17 protein-coding genes are annotated in these 16,740 nt (G+C 70.2%); 15 read left to right on the top strand and 2 right to left on the bottom strand.

Translation table 11 applies throughout. From position 1 onward, the window contains the following. Positions 1-23: 23 nt before the first annotated feature. The 9 genes from ON30_RS18835 (at position 24) to dprA (ending at position 9,649) form a co-directional block, all read left to right on the top strand. Complete coding sequence (locus ON30_RS18835) at positions 24-2,465, top strand: Tex family protein (RefSeq protein ID WP_051029525.1); 2,442 nt, start codon at positions 24-26, stop codon at positions 2,463-2,465. 30 nt (positions 2,466-2,495) lie between these two features. After that, positions 2,496-3,359, top strand: a complete 864-nt coding sequence (locus ON30_RS18830; protein WP_040708784.1) for a hypothetical protein — start codon at positions 2,496-2,498, stop codon at positions 3,357-3,359. A gap of 166 nt (positions 3,360-3,525) precedes the next feature. Then, positions 3,526-3,867, top strand: a complete 342-nt coding sequence (rplS, locus tag ON30_RS18825) for a 50S ribosomal protein L19 (RefSeq protein ID WP_040708849.1) — start codon at positions 3,526-3,528, stop codon at positions 3,865-3,867. Positions 3,868-4,020: 153 nt separating this feature from the next. Next, a complete protein-coding gene (gene lepB, locus ON30_RS18820) occupies positions 4,021-4,785 on the top strand; it encodes a signal peptidase I (protein WP_083911512.1) in 765 nt (254 codons plus the stop codon). 52 nt (positions 4,786-4,837) lie between these two features. Then, positions 4,838-5,614, top strand: a complete 777-nt coding sequence (locus ON30_RS18815; RefSeq protein ID WP_040708848.1) for a ribonuclease HII — start codon at positions 4,838-4,840, stop codon at positions 5,612-5,614. Positions 5,615-5,731: 117 nt separating this feature from the next. Next, positions 5,732-6,037: a DUF2469 domain-containing protein gene (locus ON30_RS18810; protein WP_011210678.1), complete on the top strand. Its 306-nt coding sequence runs from the start codon at positions 5,732-5,734 to the stop codon at positions 6,035-6,037. A gap of 98 nt (positions 6,038-6,135) precedes the next feature. Next, a complete protein-coding gene (locus ON30_RS18805) occupies positions 6,136-6,492 on the top strand; it encodes a YraN family protein (RefSeq protein ID WP_040708781.1) in 357 nt (118 codons plus the stop codon). Further along, positions 6,492-8,000, top strand: a complete 1,509-nt coding sequence (locus ON30_RS18800; protein ID WP_040708780.1) for a YifB family Mg chelatase-like AAA ATPase — start codon at positions 6,492-6,494, stop codon at positions 7,998-8,000. The genes ON30_RS18805 and ON30_RS18800 overlap by 1 nt, the downstream gene beginning before the upstream one ends. 440 nt (positions 8,001-8,440) lie before the next feature. After that, positions 8,441-9,649, top strand: a complete 1,209-nt coding sequence (dprA, locus tag ON30_RS18795; protein ID WP_245554112.1) for a DNA-processing protein DprA — start codon at positions 8,441-8,443, stop codon at positions 9,647-9,649. 52 nt (positions 9,650-9,701) lie between these two features. Here the strand turns inward: dprA and ON30_RS18790 are convergent, their stop codons facing one another. Continuing rightward, positions 9,702-10,238 (bottom strand): GNAT family N-acetyltransferase, encoded by a 537-nt coding sequence (locus ON30_RS18790; RefSeq protein ID WP_040708778.1) that lies wholly within the window; start codon positions 10,236-10,238, stop codon positions 9,702-9,704. 341 nt (positions 10,239-10,579) lie between these two features. Here ON30_RS18790 and ON30_RS18785 point away from each other — a divergent pair, with 341 nt between their 5' ends. The 6 genes from ON30_RS18785 to ON30_RS18760 all read left to right on the top strand — a co-directional run bounded on the left by ON30_RS18785 (position 10,580) and on the right by ON30_RS18760 (position 16,218). Next, positions 10,580-11,503: a tyrosine recombinase XerC gene (locus ON30_RS18785; protein ID WP_040708846.1), complete on the top strand. Its 924-nt coding sequence runs from the start codon at positions 10,580-10,582 to the stop codon at positions 11,501-11,503. Positions 11,504-11,723: 220 nt separating this feature from the next. Further along, entirely contained in the window at positions 11,724-12,455 is a 732-nt protein-coding gene (locus tag ON30_RS18780) for an acetoacetate decarboxylase family protein (RefSeq protein WP_040708777.1), read from the top strand. A 381-nt stretch (positions 12,456-12,836) separates the two neighbouring features. Further along, on the top strand, positions 12,837-13,202 hold the full coding sequence (locus tag ON30_RS18775) for a YidH family protein (protein WP_040708845.1): 366 nt from the start codon (positions 12,837-12,839) through the stop codon (positions 13,200-13,202). Further along, a complete protein-coding gene (locus ON30_RS36210) occupies positions 13,199-13,513 on the top strand; it encodes a DUF202 domain-containing protein (RefSeq protein ID WP_051029517.1) in 315 nt (104 codons plus the stop codon). The genes ON30_RS18775 and ON30_RS36210 overlap by 4 nt, the downstream gene beginning before the upstream one ends. Positions 13,514-13,553: 40 nt before the next feature. Beyond that, positions 13,554-15,455, top strand: coding sequence for an alkyl/aryl-sulfatase (locus tag ON30_RS18765; protein WP_040708843.1), 1,902 nt, complete (start codon positions 13,554-13,556; stop codon positions 15,453-15,455). 97 nt (positions 15,456-15,552) lie between these two features. After that, entirely contained in the window at positions 15,553-16,218 is a 666-nt protein-coding gene (locus tag ON30_RS18760; RefSeq protein WP_157183771.1) for a GAF and ANTAR domain-containing protein, read from the top strand. A 10-nt stretch (positions 16,219-16,228) separates the two neighbouring features. On the opposite strand, the gene ON30_RS18755 is transcribed toward ON30_RS18760, so the two are convergent. After that, positions 16,229-16,738, bottom strand: coding sequence for a DUF1990 domain-containing protein (locus tag ON30_RS18755; RefSeq protein WP_040708773.1), 510 nt, complete (start codon positions 16,736-16,738; stop codon positions 16,229-16,231). Between the last annotated feature and the right edge of the window lie 2 nt (positions 16,739-16,740).

Genomic DNA, 16,740 nt, shown 5'->3' with positions numbered 1-16,740 from the left:
GCGGCGTGACGACAGCGCCCGAGATCGCCAGTTCAGCGACGAACACCGACACGCCCGCCGCCACGCCGTCCGCTCTCGCGGGCGTCGCACGGCGCATCGCCGACGAACTCGGTGTGCGCGAGAGTCAGGTCAGCGCCGCGGTCGAACTACTCGACGGCGGTTCGACCGTGCCGTTCGTCGCCCGGTACCGCAAGGAGGTCACCGGCGGCCTGGACGACGCGCAACTGCGGCAGCTCGACGAACGTCTGCACTATCTGCGCGAACTCGACGAGCGCCGCGGCGCGATCATCGAATCCATCAGGGGTCAGGGCAAACTCGACGACGCGCTGCTCGGTCAGCTGATGACGGCCGAGACCAAGGCCCGTCTCGAGGACATCTACCTGCCCTACAAGCCCAAGCGGCGCACCAAGGCCCAGATCGCCCGCGAGGCCGGTCACGAGCCGGTCGCCGACGCCCTGATCGGCGACCCCGCCACCGATCCCGCGCAGTACACCGCCGAACAGCTCGAGGGCGCGCGCGCGATCCTGGTCGAGCGTTTCGCCGAGGACGCCGACCTGGTCGGTGAACTGCGCGAACTCATGTGGAACCGGGGCCAGATCAGTTCCACGGTGCGGCCCGGCAAAGAGGAGGCGGGCGCGAAGTTCGCCGACTACTTCGAGTTCAGCGAACCGTTCGACAAGCTGCCCTCGCACCGGATCCTCGCGCTGCTGCGCGGGGAGAAGGAAGAAGTGCTCTCCCTGCAACTGGAATCCGACACCGAGGAACTCGAACCCGGGCAGCGCTCGATCTACGAGGGCCGCATCGCGGTGCGCTTCGGCATCGCCGATCAGGGGCGCGCCGCCGACACCTGGCTGCTGGACACCGTGCGCTGGGCGTGGCGGACCAAACTCCAGGTCAGCCTGGGCATCGACACCCGGATGCGGTTGCGCCAGGCCGCCGAGAAGGACGCGGTCGACGTCTTCGCCGCCAATCTGCGCGATCTGCTGCTCGCCGCGCCCGCGGGCACCCGCACCACGATGGGCCTGGACCCGGGCTACCGCACCGGCGTGAAGGTCGCGGTGGTCGACGCCACCGGCAAGGCGGTCGCCACCGAGGTCATCTACCCGCACAAGCCGCAGGGGCAGACGGAGAAGTCGCTGGCCGTCCTGGGCGCGCTGGTGGCCCGGTTCGGCGTCGAACTGATCGCCATCGGCAACGGCACCGCCTCGCGCGAGACGGACGCGCTGGCCACCGAACTCATCGCGCGCATCCCCGAGAACAAGCCCACCAAGATCGTGGTGTCCGAGGCGGGCGCGTCGGTGTACTCGGCCTCGGCCTACGCCACCCAGGAATTGCCCGACATGGACGTGTCGCTGCGCGGCGCGGTCTCCATCGCGCGCCGCCTGCAGGACCCGCTGGCCGAACTGGTGAAGATCGACCCCAAGTCGATCGGCGTCGGCCAGTACCAGCACGACGTCTCCGAGACGCTGCTGGCCCGTTCGCTGGGCGCGGTGGTCGAGGACGCGGTGAACGCGGTCGGCGTCGACGTCAACACGGCCTCGGTGCCGCTGCTGTCGCGCGTGTCGGGCATCGCGGGGTCGGTCGCGGAGAGCATCGTCGCCCACCGCGACGAGAACGGCCCGTTCCGCAGTCGCACCGCGCTGCTGAAGGTTCCGCGTCTGGGGCCCAAGGCGTTCGAGCAGTGCGCGGGCTTCCTGCGCATCCGCGGCGGCGACGACCCGCTCGACACCTCCGCCGTGCACCCCGAGGCGTATCCGGTGGTGCGGCGCATCCTGGAGAAGACGGGCAACGGCGTCACCGAACTGATCGGCAACACCGCCGCGCTGCGTTCGCTGCGTCCGGCCGACTTCACCGACGACTCCTTCGGCGTCCCCACCGTCACCGACATCATCGCCGAACTCGAGAAGCCCGGCCGCGACCCGCGCCCCGAGTTCAAGACCGCCGAATTCGCCGCGGGCGTGGAGAAGGTCGCCGACCTCGAACCGGGCATGGTGCTCGAGGGCGTGGTCACCAATGTCGCGGCCTTCGGCGCGTTCGTCGACGTGGGCGTGCACCAGGACGGCCTCGTGCACGTGTCCGCGATGTCGCGCAATTTCGTCAACGATCCGCGCGAGATCGTCAAATCCGGTGACGTGGTCAAGGTGAAGGTGCTCGAGGTCGACGTGGCGCGTCAGCGCATCGGCCTGACCCTGCGCCTGGACGACGAACCGGGCACCGCGGGCAAGTCCGGCGGCAACCGTGGCGGTCAGGGCGGACGCGGTCAGGGCGGCGGCGACCGTCAGCGACAGGGTGGCCAGAACCGCCAGCAGGGCGGCGGTCAGGGTCGTCAGCAGGGCGGTCAAGGCGGTCAGGGCGGGCGCAACCAGAACCAGAACCGCGCGCGCGGCGGAGATCAGCGCCGCAACGCGCCCGCACCCACCGGGTCGATGGCCGACGCGCTGCGCCGGGCCGGTTTCGGCCGGTAGCGCCACACACGGACGAAGGGGCGGGCGGCCATGCGCAGATGGCTCGAAGAGGATGTGATCGCGCAGGGTCGCCTGCCCCTGCTGTGCTTCCTGTTCGGGTTCATCGTCGGCTTCCTGTTCATCCGCCTCAGCGTCCGCTTGATCCGCAAGAAGGTCCGCTGGTGGCCCGGCAACCTGCGCGCGGGCAGCGTGCACATCCACCACATGGTCTTCGGCGTGATCCTGGTGCTCGGCTCCGGCCTGGGCATGGTCGCGGTCTACGACGACGCCGACAACCTCACCGCGAGCCTGCTCGCCGCGGCCTTCGGCGTGGGCGCGGCCCTGGTCCTCGACGAATTCGCGCTGATCTACTACCTGCGCGACGTCTACTGGGAGGAACAGGGCCGCACCTCGGTCGACGCGGTGTTCGTCGCCCTCGCGGTGACGGGTCTGCTGTTGCTCGGCTTCCACCCGCTCTCGCTGCTCGAGATCAACGACTTCCGTGCCAACATGGGCACCGAGGCCCGCATCGTCGTCAGCGCCTTCGCGATCGTGAACCTGATGCTGGCCGCGATCGTCATCGCCAAGGGCAAGATCTGGACGGGTCTGTTCGGCATGTTCTTCCCGCCGCTGCTGGTGGTCGGGGCGCTGCGGCTCAGCCGCCCCGGCGCGCCCTGGGCGCGGTGGCGTTACGCCGACCGCCGCCGCATGATGTACCGGGCGATCGTCCGGGAGCGTCGCTACCGGCGTCCGGTGATCCGGGCCAAAATCTTCATCCAGGATCTGATCGCGGGCAAACCCGACGTCGAGCACGCGCGGGTGGCCGCGGAGGCCGAGCTGAGCAGGAAGGTGGTGCCCGCGCCGCCCTCGCCGCATCCGCACCACCTGCCGTGGGAGCGCGACGCCGACAGCTGACCAGCGGGGGCGATTTTTCCTGCGTGCGCCCGGTCTGGCACAATGCACGGGTTGCCCTGGGTGCTTTGTCGACCCCGGGAGCACTCCTCAATTCGGAGCATGAACCGGTCGCGCACCACCCGTGCCGCCAGGGTCCTCTGTTCGCGCACACATCAGAAGGATGGACATGAACACCCTTGACTTCCTCGACGAACGGTCGCTGCGCAGCGACGTCCCCGACTTCCGGCCGGGCGACACCCTCAATGTGCACGTGAAGGTCATCGAAGGCTCGAAGGAGCGCATCCAGGTCTTCAAGGGCGTCGTCATCCGACGTCAGGGCGGCGGCGTCCGCGAGACCTTCACCGTCCGCAAGGTCTCCTTCGGCGTCGGCGTGGAGCGCACCTTCCCGGTGCACACCCCCAACATCGACCACATCGAGGTCGTGACCCGCGGCGATGTCCGCCGGGCCAAGCTGTACTACCTGCGTGACCTGCGCGGCAAGGCCGCCAAGATCAAGGAGAAGCGCTGAGCTTCCCGTCGTGAGGCCGCGGTGCGCGAACGCATCCGGCCTCGCGGCCACGGCGTGAAAGCCGTGACAGCCCTTAGTAGCCCGGCACCGGACCGATCGTCATGGTGTCGGGCTACTCTGTTCGGCGTGGCAGACGAAAGTGGGTCGGTGGCGATGTCCGGTTCGGACGACGAAGGCGCGGGGCGCACCCGGCGCGCGCGACGCCAGAAGAAGGTCAAGAAACAACGCCCGTTCTGGCAGGAACTGCCGATCCTCATCGTCATCGCGGCCGTCATCGCGGCACTGATGGTGAGCTTCGTGGGCAGGCCCTACGTCATCCCGTCCCAGTCGATGGAACCGACTTTGCACGGCTGCCCGGGCTGCACGGGCGACCGGATCTACGTCGAGAAGATCACCTCCTACTGGAGCGATCCGGAACCGGGCGACGTCGTGGTCTTCGTGGGCCCGCCGTCCTGGAACACCGCCTACCGCTCGATCCGCTCCGACAACGGTGTGGTGCGCGGCGTGCAGAACTTCTTCTCCTTCTTCGGCCTGGTCCCGCCGGATGAGAACGACCTGGTCAAGCGGGTGATCGCGGTCGGCGGTCAGACGGTGCAGTGCTGCGATGCCGAAGGCAGGGTGCTGGTCGACGGCAAACCGCTGGACGAGCCCTACGTCGAGAACGACTACAAGTGGACCCCGGGCCAGCAGAACGGCACCTACCCGTCCGGCCGCGTCTTCGGCCCGGTGCGGGTCCCGGAGGGCCATTTGTGGGTGATGGGCGACAACCGCAACCAGTCCGCCGATTCGCGCGCCCACGTCGGCGACGAGTGGCAGGGCACCGTCCCCATCGACAACGTGCGCGGCAAGGCGGTGTTCAAGATCTGGCCCCCGAACCGCATCGGTCCGATCAGGAGTCAGGATCCCCAGACGAACTGACCGGCGCGACAGGGCGGATGATCGAACGGTGGGGCAGAGTCGAGTGGCCGTGATGCCGAACAGCGGGTGGCCGCCGCGGGTGGTGATGCGCCGGGCGGGCGGCCTGCGCACGTTGGAGGCGGCGCTGATCCGCGGCGGGCTGGGGCCGGTCGCGGGCGTGGACGAGGCGGGCCGCGGGCCGTGCGCGGGGCCGCTGGTGGTGGCCTCCTGTCTGCTCGCCCCCAAGGCCTACGACCGGTTGGCCGGCCTGGACGACTCGAAGAAGCTCACCGAGGCCACCCGGGAAGAGCTGTTCCCGATCATCACCCGCCTCGCGCTGGCCTACGAAGTGGTGGTGATCCCGGCCTGGGAGATCGATGCCATCGGCATCCACGTCGCCAACATCGAGGGCATGCGCCGTGCGGTGGCGGGCCTGCGCCACACCCCTGGCTACGTCCTGACCGACGGTTTCCGGGTGCCGGGCATCCCGGTGCCCTCGTTGCCCGTGATCGGCGGCGACGCGACGGCGGCCTGCATCGCGGCCGCGTCGATCCTCGCCAAGGTCACCAGGGACCGGATGATGGTCGAATTGGACCGCAAGCTGCCCGGCTACGGATTCGCCGCCCACAAGGGCTACAACACGCCCGAACACACCGCCGCGTTGGAACGTCTCGGCCCCAGCGACGAACACCGCCGATCCTGGCGCAACGTGCGCGAGGCGCTGGGGTTGCGCCCGCTCGCGGCCGAGTCGTCCGCGACGCTCGCGACGGTGGTCGACGGCGTCGAAACGGTCCTCCCGGAGGGCGCGCGGGACAGCCGAGTGGCTACCGACGCCGCCCATGCGAGATGATGTGCGCAGACGACGCAGCGGCGTGCGTGACCGGCCCGCGGGTGTGATCGCCCACCGGAGCCCAGCGAACACCGCACATCGAACGCAGTGCGGCGAAGAAGGAGGACGTTCCACCCGATGAGTGCCGAGGACCTCGAGAAATACGAAACCGAGATGGAACTCTCGCTCTACCGCGAGTACAAGGACATCGTCGGTCAGTTCTCGTACGTGGTGGAGACCGAGCGTCGCTTCTACCTGGCCAACTCCGTGGAGTTGCGCCCGCAGAACGCCGACGGCGAGGTGTACTTCGAAGTGCGGATGAGCGATGCGTGGGTGTGGGACATGTACCGCCCGGCGCGCTTCGTCAAGCACGTGCGGGTCATCACCTTCAAGGACGTCAACATCGAGGAGTTGGAGAAGCCCGACCTGCGGCTTCCCGAGTAGCCTCACCGGTTGTGCACAGGGTGGCCGATTTCCACAGGGCAGCGGTTTCCCCAGGTCGGCGCGGCTGATCGCGGCCGCCCGGCGGGCACGCTGATCCGGTGGCAGACAATCAGGCGCTCGGCGCACAAGGCGAAGAACTGGCGGCCCGGTTCCTCGAGGCCGCGGGCATGCGGATCCTCGCGCGGAACTGGCGCTGCCGCTACGGCGAACTCGATCTGATCGCCGCGCACCGCGAGGTCACCGCGTTCGTCGAGGTGAAGACGCGCACCGGCCTCGCCTACGGTGTCCCCGCCGAAGCGGTCACCTACACCAAACAGCAGCGCATCCGACGCACCGCGCTGAGCTGGCTCGCCCAGCAGCAGGGGAGCGCGCCGCAGATCCGCTTCGACGTCGTCGCGGTCGTGCTGCGTCGCGGGTACCGGCCCGTGGTCGAACATCTCGCGGGGGTGTTCTGATGGCGCTGGGCCGCGCCCACTCGGTCGCCGTGACGGGCGTCGACGGGCATCTGGTGGAGATCGAAGCCGATATCGGGCAGGGCCTGCCGTCGGTCAACCTGGTCGGCCTGCCCGACACCGCGCTCCAGGAATCGCGCAACCGGGTGCGTGCCGCCGTGGCCAACTCGGGGGAGAAGTGGCCCGACGGCCGCGTGGTGCTGGCCCTGTCACCGGCCACACTGCCGAAGGTCGGCAGCGTCTACGACCTCGCGCTGGCGGTATCGGTCCTCGATGCCGCGGGGGCGGTCCCCTCCGACCGACTCGGCGCGACGGTACTGCTCGGCGAACTGTCGCTCGACGGGCGGGTCCGGCCGGTGCGCGGTGTGCTGCCCGCCGTGCTCGCGGCGCGCAAGGCCGGATGGTCCACCGTCGTGGTCCCGGAATCCGCGCTCGCCGAGGCCGGACTGGTGGACGGCATCGAAGTGTTCGGCACCGACCATCTGCGTCGCGTCATCTGCTGGTTGCGCGGCGAAGGGGGCCTGCTCGAACCGAACGGCGCCCCGCCCGATACCGCGCGCCCCGGCGGCGACCTCAGCGAGGTCGTCGGTCAGGACGAAGCCCGCTGGGCCCTGGAAGTCGCGGCCGCGGGCGGGCACCACCTGTTGCTCACCGGACCTCCCGGCATCGGGAAGACGATGCTCGCGCAACGTCTTCCCGGACTGCTCCCCCCGCTCACCGACTCCGAATCGCTGGAGGTCACCGCCATCCACTCCATGGCGGGCGCGCTCTCGGGCGAGCACCCCTTGGTCACCTCGCCGCCTTTCGTCGCCCCGCACCACTCCACCTCCGCCACGGCGATGGTCGGCGGCGGGTCCGGTTCGGCGCGGCCGGGCGCGGTCAGCCGCGCCCACCGCGGTGTGCTGTTCCTGGACGAATGCGCCGAGATCGGCACCAAGGTCCTCGAAGCGCTGCGCACCCCGCTGGAGGAAGGCGAGGTGCGCATCGCCCGCCGCGACGGCGTCGCCCGCTATCCCGCGCGTTTCCAACTCGTCCTGGCCGCCAACCCGTGCCCGTGCGCCTCCGCACGCGATGTCGACTGCATCTGCGCACCGCTGGCCCGCCGCCGCTACCTGGGCAAACTGTCCGGCCCACTGATGGACCGCATCGATATCTGGGTGCGGATGCACGGGCAGGGCGGCGGAGCGTTCAGCGCCGCCGTCGCCGAGAGCAGCGCGGTCGTGCGCGAACGCGTCGCCGCCGCACGGCGGGCCGCGGTCCGTCGCTGGCACGAACACGGTTGGACCACCAACGCCGAAGTCCCGGGACACGCCCTGCGCCAACAGTTCCCCCTCGTCCCGGAAGCGGTCGCCCCGGTCGAGTCCGCCCTGCGCCTTGGCCGCATGTCGGCTCGCGGCGCCGACCGCGCCATCCGCGTCGCCTGGACCATCTGCGACCTGCGCGGCGGCGAGTCCCCCTCCGCCGAGGACGTCCTGCTGGCCCTGAACTTCCGTCAACGAGGTGCGCAGTGAGCGGTCGAATTCAGTGCGGCACGACACAGGCCGGTGTGCCTCCGTCGGAGCCCACGGGTCTTCCGCTGTGGTCAGGAGGGGTGCTCAGGTTGTCCGCTCTGGTCGGGGGGAGGGCGAGAGACGAAGTCCGGTGGTGATGACGGATGCCGCGGTGCGGTGTGCGTTCACAGGATGTCTCGGCTTCGGTGACCCCGCTCCGGCCAGGACGGTGCGGTGATGAGGGAGTTCGGTGGTGCTGTCCGCCGCCCGAACGCGGGTGTGCGGTCAGTGGCGGTGCGGTTTCGGATGGCGCTGATCAGGAGGCGGCGAGGGACGGAGTCCGGCGCGGTGTGGTTCACGGACTACGCGGCTCGGGAGGCGCCGCTCCGGTCAGAAAAACGCGCGGTGAGGGAGGGGAGCCGGTGGTGCGAGAACCACACACAGAGGGAGGGGATGTGCGGATGACGATCGATGCCGAGGGCATGGCAGGCGGTTCCACCACGGCGGACGGCGTGGTGCGCACCGTCGACTTGGATCGCGTCGAGGATCGGGACCCAGAGCGCAGGCTCGCGTGGGTGTATCTGTCGCGGGTGGTGCAGGGCCCGTGCGCCCCGCTGTCTGCGCTGATCGCGACGGTGGGCGTGGTGGAGGCGGCGCGGGCGGTGCGCGAGTGCGATCTGCCCGCCTCGCTGCGCGTTCCGACCGCGCAGCGACGCGATATGGACTGCGCTGCCCGTGATCTCGAAACCATCGAACACTCGGGCGGTCGCGTCGTCACCCCCGACGATCCCGAATGGCCCGCGTGGCGGATGGCGGGACTCGGCCGACTCGATCCGGGCGGCGATCAGGACGCCGCCGTGCCGCTGGTGCTGTGGGTGCGCGGCAACGCGTCGCTGCTGACGGTCACCGAACGGTCGGTGGCCGTCGTCGGGGCCAGGTGCAGCACCGGCTATGGCGATCGGGTCACCGGCGAGATCGTCGGCGATCTGTCCGCTCGCGGCCTCACCATCGTCTCCGGAGCCGCCTTCGGCATCGACGCGGCGGCGCACCGGGCCGCGCTCGCCGCGGGCGCGGCCACCGTCGCCGTCCTCGCCTGCGGCGTCGACCGCCCGTACCCCGCCCAACACGACCGCCTGCTGGCGGAGATCGCCGAGAACGGCGCGGTGGTGAGCGAATATCCACCCGGCACCACCGCTCGAAAACACCAATTCCTGTCCAGGAACCGCCTCATCGCCGCCCTGTCCGACGCTGTCCTCGTCATCGAGGCGGGTGTCCGCAGCGGAGCACGCAACACGGTGAAGTGGGCGCGCCGCCTCGGCCTGCCCGCCCTGGCCACCCCGGGGCCCGTCACCTCCGCGGTCTCCGTCGGCTGCCACCGCATGATCCGCGACGGTGAAGCTTTGCTCGTCACCCAGGCCGCCGACATCCTCGACGAAACCCCCCTGCGCCTGACCGATCCCGCCACCTCCGCCACACCGGACCTCCCCGCCGACCAGGCTGCCGTCTACGCATCCCTCTCCATTCGAGACCCCCACCTGCCCACCGCCTTGGCCACCCGCACCGGCCTCGCCCTCCCGTCGGTGCGAGCGGCCCTGGTCGGCCTGGAATTGGCGGGCCTGGTCACCATGGGATCGAGCGGGTGGCACCGAACCCCACGGGGCGCTCGATGAACCTCTCCGCGATCGGATCGGGAATCGTGCGGCAGGCAGGCGGGATTCGTGATCAATCCGGGCGAGGTCGATTTCCGTTCTGCGCGAGCGCGATCCGATACCGTCGCGCGGGGCCGAGCGGAGTGTCCCGCACCGCTTCGAGCACGCCGCCATTGCGCTCGATGGTCCGCGCCGAGGCGAGGTTGTTCTCGGCGCACACCAGCAACACCGGTCCCATCCCGGCCTCCCGCGCTACCGCCAGCATCCGCCCCAACGCCCACGAGGCCACCCCGCGCCCCCGCGCCGAGGGCGTCACCCCGAACCCGATATGCCCGACCTGCGACACCACCACCCCGTCGCCGTACCGCAACGCGATCCCACCCAACACCCGGTCCCCGTCCACGATCCACCGCGAACAGCACCGCCCCTCGGCACCGGCCCGCTCCCGCGCGAGCAACCGATCCACCCATTCGACGAACCCGGCCTCGGAGGCCACGTCATCCGCCGGCGTGAGCCCGAATCCGTCCTCGTGCGTCCCCGGCCCCCACTCACGATGCGCCGCAACCCATTCGTCGTACAAACGCGCGGTCGGCGCGACCAACTCGAACACATACCGACCCTACCGGCGGGGGCATCGGGGGTGTCCGGTCGAGAACGGTGTTGATCACTCGGCGGCGTCGGCCGGTTCAGGGATGTGCGACCGCCGCGACTGGCCGTTCGGAGCGAGGGGTGTTCTCCTCCGCGAGCACTTCCCCGATGACCCGCGCCCCGACTGGCAATTGGGAGCGAGTGGGCGTTTCGCTCCGCGAGCAGTTCCCCGATGACCCGCGCCCAGGCCGCCCGGACCGGCCGTTCGGGTGAGTAGGCGTTCCCTCCGTTGTTTCCCGCACGGCGGGGTGCGTTCGGCGTGGCGGGTTGCCAAAGGGGGCCGTGGGTGGTGACGGTGATGGGGTGCGGGAGTTACCGGAGGATCTGGCGGCGTTGGTGGCGGAGTACGGGCGGCATCTGCGGTTGGGGCGGAACCGGTCCGCGCACACGGTGCGGGCCTATGTGGGGGACGCGCGGGCGTTGTTGGGGCATCTGGTGGAGCGGTCGGCGGATTCGGCGGTCGGTGAGCTGGATCTGACGTTGTTGCGGTCGTGGTTGGCCGCGGCGGCGGCGCAGGGGACGGCGCGCACGACGATGGCGCGACGCGCTTCCTCGGCGCGCACGTTCACGGCGTGGTTGACCGCGACCGGGAGGCTGTCCATCGATCCGGGGTTGCGGTTGGGGTCGCCCTCGGCGCATCGGGTACTGCCCGCGGTGTTGGGCAGCGGGCAGGCGGTGGAGGCGATGGAGGCGGCGCGGTCGGGGGCACGCCAGCACGATCCGATGGCCTTGCGGGACCGGTTGATCGTGGAACTGCTGTATTCGACCGGTATCCGGGTGGGGGAGTTGTGCGGGCTGGACATCGAGGACATCGACCGCGAGCGGCGGTTGGTGCGTGTACTGGGCAAGGGGAACAAGGAGCGCGCGGCGCCGTTCGGGTCGCCCGCGGACGAAGCGGTCGAACACTGGTTGCGGTTCGGGCGACCGACCTTCGCGACGGTCGAGTCGGGGCGGGCGCTGCTGCTCGGTCGACGCGGGCGTCGATTGGATCAGCGACAGGCGCGCACGGTGGTGCACGAGGTGGTCGCGGCCATTCCGGGTGCGCCCGATCTCGCGCCGCACGGCCTGCGACACAGTGCGGCCACCCACCTGCTGGAGGGTGGGGCGGACCTACGGGTGGTGCAGGAACTGCTCGGGCATTCGAGTCTGGCGACCACCCAGCTCTACACCCACGTATCGATCGAGCGTCTCAAGGCCGTGCACGAGCAGGCCCATCCGCGAGCATGAGGCGCGATCGAACGAGCGGTGGCACGTGACGCGGTGTCGGCTCCCTCGGCGAGTCCGAAGCTCCAATTCCTCCGGCGACGATCTCTCCGCGTGCCCGAGTCTCGAAGTCGCTTCGAATGCCGGAGCGAGCCGGACAGCCGATCGAGCGGGAAAGCCGACCCGCGCGCGGCCGGAACTCGTATTCTGTAACGAGTTCTAGTTTTCAGGAGGGTTCATCCGGATGAGCACGCACACCGTCCTCGGTCGGGAAATCCAGATGCCGGTGCGGATCCGCCACGCGCGGGCATTCATGGCGTCCTACCGCGTGCCCGCCGCCGCCGCGCAGCGCCTCATCGACTACTCGGGACTCGCGGTCGTCCGGGTGCCGCGCGAGCGCGCCCTGTGCACGCTGGTGTTCGTCGACTACATCGACGGTGACCTCGGCCCGTACAACGAGTTCGGTGTGTCGTTCATGGTTCGTCACCACACCGCGCCCACCGGCGGCGCGGTGCGGGATCTGCGCGCGCTGGCCTCCGGCGGCGCGGGCGTGTTCATCCACCGCCTGCCGGTCGACGGCGATTTCACCCTGGCGGCCGGTCGCGGGATCTGGGGATTCCCGAAAGTGCTGGCCGACTTCGAGGTGGATCACGAGAGCCGGGAGCGGCGCGGGGTGCTGCACCAGGACGGCGCGCTCGTGGTCGACTTGACGGTGAAACCGGGCCTGCGCACTCCCGGTGGGCGCGGGGCGGGCACCTCCTTCGACGCCTACTCCCACATCGACGGCGTGACCAGATGCACGACCTGGGAGATGGAACCCACCGGAATGCGCGCGCGGTTGGGCGGCGCGGACCTGCGGTTGGGCGACCACCCGGCCGCGGCCGAACTCGCCGCCCTGGAACTGCCCGCCCGGGCCACCATGAGCTCGGCGGTCGACCGCTTGGCGATGACCTTCCAGGACGCGGTGTCGATCTGATCACGAGCGCGGCGTATTCGGCTGCGCGTCAACCATTCTCGTCCTCATTCGGAGTGGTGCGCGGCGCGCCGTGGCGCACCCGGCGTCGTTCGTGGACGCTCCCGTGCCCGCCCGCTAGGCTGACGTAGCGGTTTGTTTGCCTGTCATCGGAGCCGACCAGGAACGGAGCGTATCCGTGAGTTCGGAGGACTGCCTACGTGGTGTAGCGCGGTCCTGTGACGTCGCAGAACCGGTCGGACGGATGAATTCGGGTCGGCCCTCGGCGGGCGAAGCGTGCCCCCGGATCGGATCGACGCCTCCAGCGCACACTTCGGGCAACTTTTCGCGGGTCGGCGGGAACGCCTGCGGCGGCTCGGTGCCGGCGGCCGGGATCGGGTCGGCATGATGCCGCCCACCCCCGAAACCGAGTCCGAGGACGTCCCACGGCAGATCGACTACCGGTTCACCCTGGCCAACGAACGCACCTTCCTGGCCTGGATGCGCACCGCGCTCGGTCTGCTCGCGGGCGGTGTGGCGGTCGAGACCCTGGTGCAGTCCTTCCAGACGGTGGGGCTTCGTCGCGCGATCTCGGTGAGCTGTCTGGTCCTGGCGGTGATCGTCGCGGTCGGCGCCTACCTGCACTGGCGACGGATACGGCTGGCGATGGACCGAGACGAACCACTGCCCGGCACGTACCTGGTGCCGATCCTGTCGGTGGGCATCACCCTCGTGTCCCTGCTCGCCGGGGTGGCGGTGTTGGTGCGATGAGCGACGCCGACCTCGGAATGGCCACCCAACGCACCGCCTTGGCGTGGCGGCGCACGGCCATCGGCGCGATGGCGATCGCCCTGCTGTTCCTGCACCACGCCGCGGTGAGCGGGTGGCGAGCGGCCGGCGTCGCACCGGTCGTCTGCGCGGTCGCCATGGTCGCGCTGGCGGTCCTCTGTTTCGCCCGCAACCGCACGTTGCACCGTCGGAGATACGGGCACGGCGCGGCCGCGGTAACCCTCACCGCCGCGACGGTGGTCCTCGTCGCCTGCGTGGCGGCCCTGTTGCAGATCGCGGATCCGAGTCTCTGACCGCAGACCGGGTGAACCGGCCGAGTACAGGAGGATGGATATGAGCACAGCGACCGAACCGAGCGCTCTCGTCGCCGCCGCACATCGCCGCGCGGCCGCCGATCTGCCCTTCGCCGACGAGGCCGATCACGCCGACGCCGACCGCGGTTTCATGGCCGCGCTGGACCCGGGGGTGGTCACGACCGCCGACGGAACCGTGGTGTGGGACAGCGACTCCTACGCCTTCCTGCGCGGCCCCCGCCCGGATTCGGTGCATCCGGGACTGTGGCGACAGTCGGGTCTGGTCGGCAGACAAGGGCTGTACGAGGTGACCGACGGCATCTATCAGATCCGCGGACTCGACCTGTCGAACATGACCTTGGTCGAGGGCGACACCGGGGTGGTGGTCATCGATCCGCTCATCTCCGCCGAGACGGCCGCGGCGGGCCTCGCCCTGTATCGCGCGCATCGCGGCGATCGCGCCGTGACAGGGCTGGTCTACACCCATTCGCACGTCGACCACTTCGGCGGCGCGCTCGGCGTGACCACCCTGGCCGATGTCGAGGCGGGCCGCTGCCCGGTGCTGGCCCCGGCCGGATTCCTGGCCCACGCCGTCGCCGAGAACGTCTACGCGGGCACCGCGATGGCTCGGCGCGCCGCCTACATGTACGGCGCGGTGCTGCCGCGCGGGCCACTGGGGCAGGTCGGGGCCGGACTGGGACAGACGACCTCGGTCGGCACCGTCACCCTCGTTCCCCCGACGGTGGAGATCACCGCCACCGACCAGGTCGAGACGGTCGACGGCGTGCGCATGGTGTTCCAGGTGACACCGGGCACCGAGGCGCCCGCGGAGATGAACTTCTACTTCCCCGACCATCGCGCGCTGTGCATGGCCGAGAACGCCACCCACACCATGCACAACCTGCTCACCCTGCGCGGCGCGCCGGTGCGTGACCCACTGCTGTGGTCGAAATACCTGACCGAGGCGATCAACCTGTTCGCCCGCGACACCGACGTGGTGTTCGCCTCGCACCACTGGCCGACCTGGGGCGCGGACCGGGTGACCGAATACCTCAGCGCGCAGCGCGACCTGTACGCCTACCTGCACGATCAGACGTTGCGGCTGCTCAATCAGGGGTATGTGGCGGCCGAGATCGCCGAGCGGATCACTTTGCCGCCCGCCCTCGACAACGCCTGGCACGCCCGCGGGTACTACGGCTCGGTCAGCCACAATGTCAAAGCCGTCTACCAGCGCTATCTCGGGTGGTTCGACGGCAATCCCGCACACCTGTGGCAGCATCCGCCCGTCGAATCCGCCAAACGGCACGTGGCGTACATGGGCGGCGCGGAGGAAGTGCTGCGCAAGGCGCGCAAATCCTACGCGGCGGGCGACTACCGGTGGGTGGCACAGGTTCTGGACTATCTCGTCTTCGCCGAACCGGACAACGATCAGGCGAAACGCCTGCAGGCCAGTACATTCGAGCAACTCGGCTACGGCGCGGAGAACGCGACCTGGCGCAACTTCTACCTCAGCGGCGCCTACGAACTGCGCTACGGGCGGTTCGGCACACCGACGACGCCGGACGCACCCACCGTGGTGGCGGCGATGACCACCGAGCAGATCTTCGACGCCGTAGCGCTGCGCGTCGACGGACCGAAGGCTTGGGAGCACCGCGTGGTCACCGACTGGTGCGTGACCGACGAGGACCGGATCCACCGCGTGGAACTGCGCAACGGCGTGCTGATCCACTACGACCGGCCCGACGGTGTGAAACTGCTCGACCCCGACGCCGAGTTCACCCTGTCCCGCACCACCCTGGCCCGAGTGCTGTTGGGCGGGGACGACTTCGGCGTGGCCGTCGCCGCGGGCGACATCGCCATCGAGGGCGACCCGCTGTCGCTGTCGCATCTGGTCGACCTGCTCGACGCCCCTGACCCGGATTTCGCGATCGTCACCCCTTGAGCGCGGCGTCCGGATCTGGTCTCGGGGCGCCCGACAGCGGTATTCTCGACGTTTGCCCGGCGAACGCGCGGGCTCGGTGATCGGCAGGTGGTTCGGCATGGACGTGGCACAGTTCGAACTCGTCACCGAGCGGGTCCGCTCGGCATTGCGCCTGGGTGGCGGCGATCTGGTCGCCGCCACCGTCACGTGCGTGCAGGCGCTGCCCGTCGAGCACGTCGCGATCCTCATCGACGAACCGCACCTCGGCGCGCAGCCCTGGGCCTGCTCGGACGAGTGGACCGCCGGTGTGGAGGCGGCGCTGTCGACGGCGGGCGAAGGACCCGCCTTCGAGGCCGTGGCCGGTGGGGAGGTGGTCGTGCTTACCGAACCGGCGCGGGACGCGGACCGCTGGCCGACGGCCGCGACGGTGCTGCGGGGCTTGCCCGGCGCGATGGTGTCCGTCCCCCTGACCGCCGGACCGACCCGTCTCGGCGCGCTGAATCTGTATCTCGCCCCGGAGCGGTGGTCCCCGGCGCTGGCCGAGGTCGTCGGTGAAGTGTCCGAACTCATTGCCGCGCATCTCCTCTCGTCCAATGCCGCGCCGCCGCCCACGAGCACACTCATACACCGCGCGGCGGGCGCGCTGATCGCCGAACACGGTCTCGATACTGCCGACGCCTACGCCCGCCTACGCCGCGAAGCCGCCGACCGAGGTTCGACCCTGGCCGACTACGCCGGCCACCTCGTCGGGCGTGGATTCCGCGCCGAGTCGGCCGACCGCTGACCGGCCCGGCTCAGCGGGTGAGCGAGGCCAGGTAGCGGCCCGCGATGAACCGTTGCAACGCGCGCACGACCGGACCGCCCAGCCGCACGTACCAGGTTCCGGGCCGGGAGAACGCGACGACCAGGGCCGTCACGCTGTCGTCGGACGGGTCGTAGTCCACCGCGAACAGTTCCTCGCCGATCTCCGGGTGACCCGGCAACGTGCCGTAGGCGAATCCCCGCCGCTCGCCTTCGGTGAGCACGTACACCACCCGGCACGGCGCGGTGACGCCGATCGGCCCGATTCCGAGGCGCACCGTCAGTTCGGTGCCGACCTCGGCGACCGGAGTGCTCGCCTCGTGAAAGAATCCGGTCCCCTTCTGCATCCGATAGCTGAGGATCTCGTTCGCCGCCCGCTCGAACACCGTGCGCCCGTGCCCGATTCGGCGTCGCGCCGTGAAGCGGTGGTATCCGTCGGGCAGCGTCCCGGCCGTCGCCCCGACTTCGGCGTAGGTGAGTTCCGGTGCGCGCTGGGATTCCATGC

It is taken from the genome of Nocardia takedensis NBRC 100417, assembly GCF_000308695.1.
Lineage (GTDB): Bacteria > Actinomycetota > Actinomycetes > Mycobacteriales > Mycobacteriaceae > Nocardia > Nocardia takedensis.
The sequence above is the reverse complement of the archived record's forward strand: the minus strand, read 5'-3'. Positions and strand labels throughout refer to the sequence as shown.

What these genes read in the sequence shown, in the direction of transcription:
- ON30_RS36210 (WP_051029517.1), top strand. Translation starts at nt 13,199, where the DNA reads ATGAGCGACGCCGACCTCGGAATGGCCACCCAACGCACCGCCTTGGCG.
- ON30_RS18760 (WP_157183771.1), top strand. Translation starts at nt 15,553, where the DNA reads ATGGACGTGGCACAGTTCGAACTCGTCACCGAGCGGGTCCGCTCGGCA.
- lepB (WP_083911512.1), top strand. Translation starts at nt 4,021, where the DNA reads ATGTCCGGTTCGGACGACGAAGGCGCGGGGCGCACCCGGCGCGCGCGA.
- ON30_RS18765 (WP_040708843.1), top strand. Translation starts at nt 13,554, where the DNA reads ATGAGCACAGCGACCGAACCGAGCGCTCTCGTCGCCGCCGCACATCGC.
- ON30_RS18810 (WP_011210678.1), top strand. Translation starts at nt 5,732, where the DNA reads ATGAGTGCCGAGGACCTCGAGAAATACGAAACCGAGATGGAACTCTCG.
- ON30_RS18800 (WP_040708780.1), top strand. Translation starts at nt 6,492, where the DNA reads ATGGCGCTGGGCCGCGCCCACTCGGTCGCCGTGACGGGCGTCGACGGG.
- dprA (WP_245554112.1), top strand. Translation starts at nt 8,441, where the DNA reads ATGACGATCGATGCCGAGGGCATGGCAGGCGGTTCCACCACGGCGGAC.
- rplS (WP_040708849.1), top strand. Translation starts at nt 3,526, where the DNA reads ATGAACACCCTTGACTTCCTCGACGAACGGTCGCTGCGCAGCGACGTC.
- ON30_RS18815 (WP_040708848.1), top strand. Translation starts at nt 4,838, where the DNA reads ATGCCGAACAGCGGGTGGCCGCCGCGGGTGGTGATGCGCCGGGCGGGC.
- ON30_RS18830 (WP_040708784.1), top strand. Translation starts at nt 2,496, where the DNA reads ATGCGCAGATGGCTCGAAGAGGATGTGATCGCGCAGGGTCGCCTGCCC.
- ON30_RS18775 (WP_040708845.1), top strand. Translation starts at nt 12,837, where the DNA reads ATGATGCCGCCCACCCCCGAAACCGAGTCCGAGGACGTCCCACGGCAG.
- ON30_RS18755 (WP_040708773.1), bottom strand. Translation starts at nt 16,738, where the DNA reads ATGGAATCCCAGCGCGCACCGGAACTCACCTACGCCGAAGTCGGGGCG.
- ON30_RS18780 (WP_040708777.1), top strand. Translation starts at nt 11,724, where the DNA reads ATGAGCACGCACACCGTCCTCGGTCGGGAAATCCAGATGCCGGTGCGG.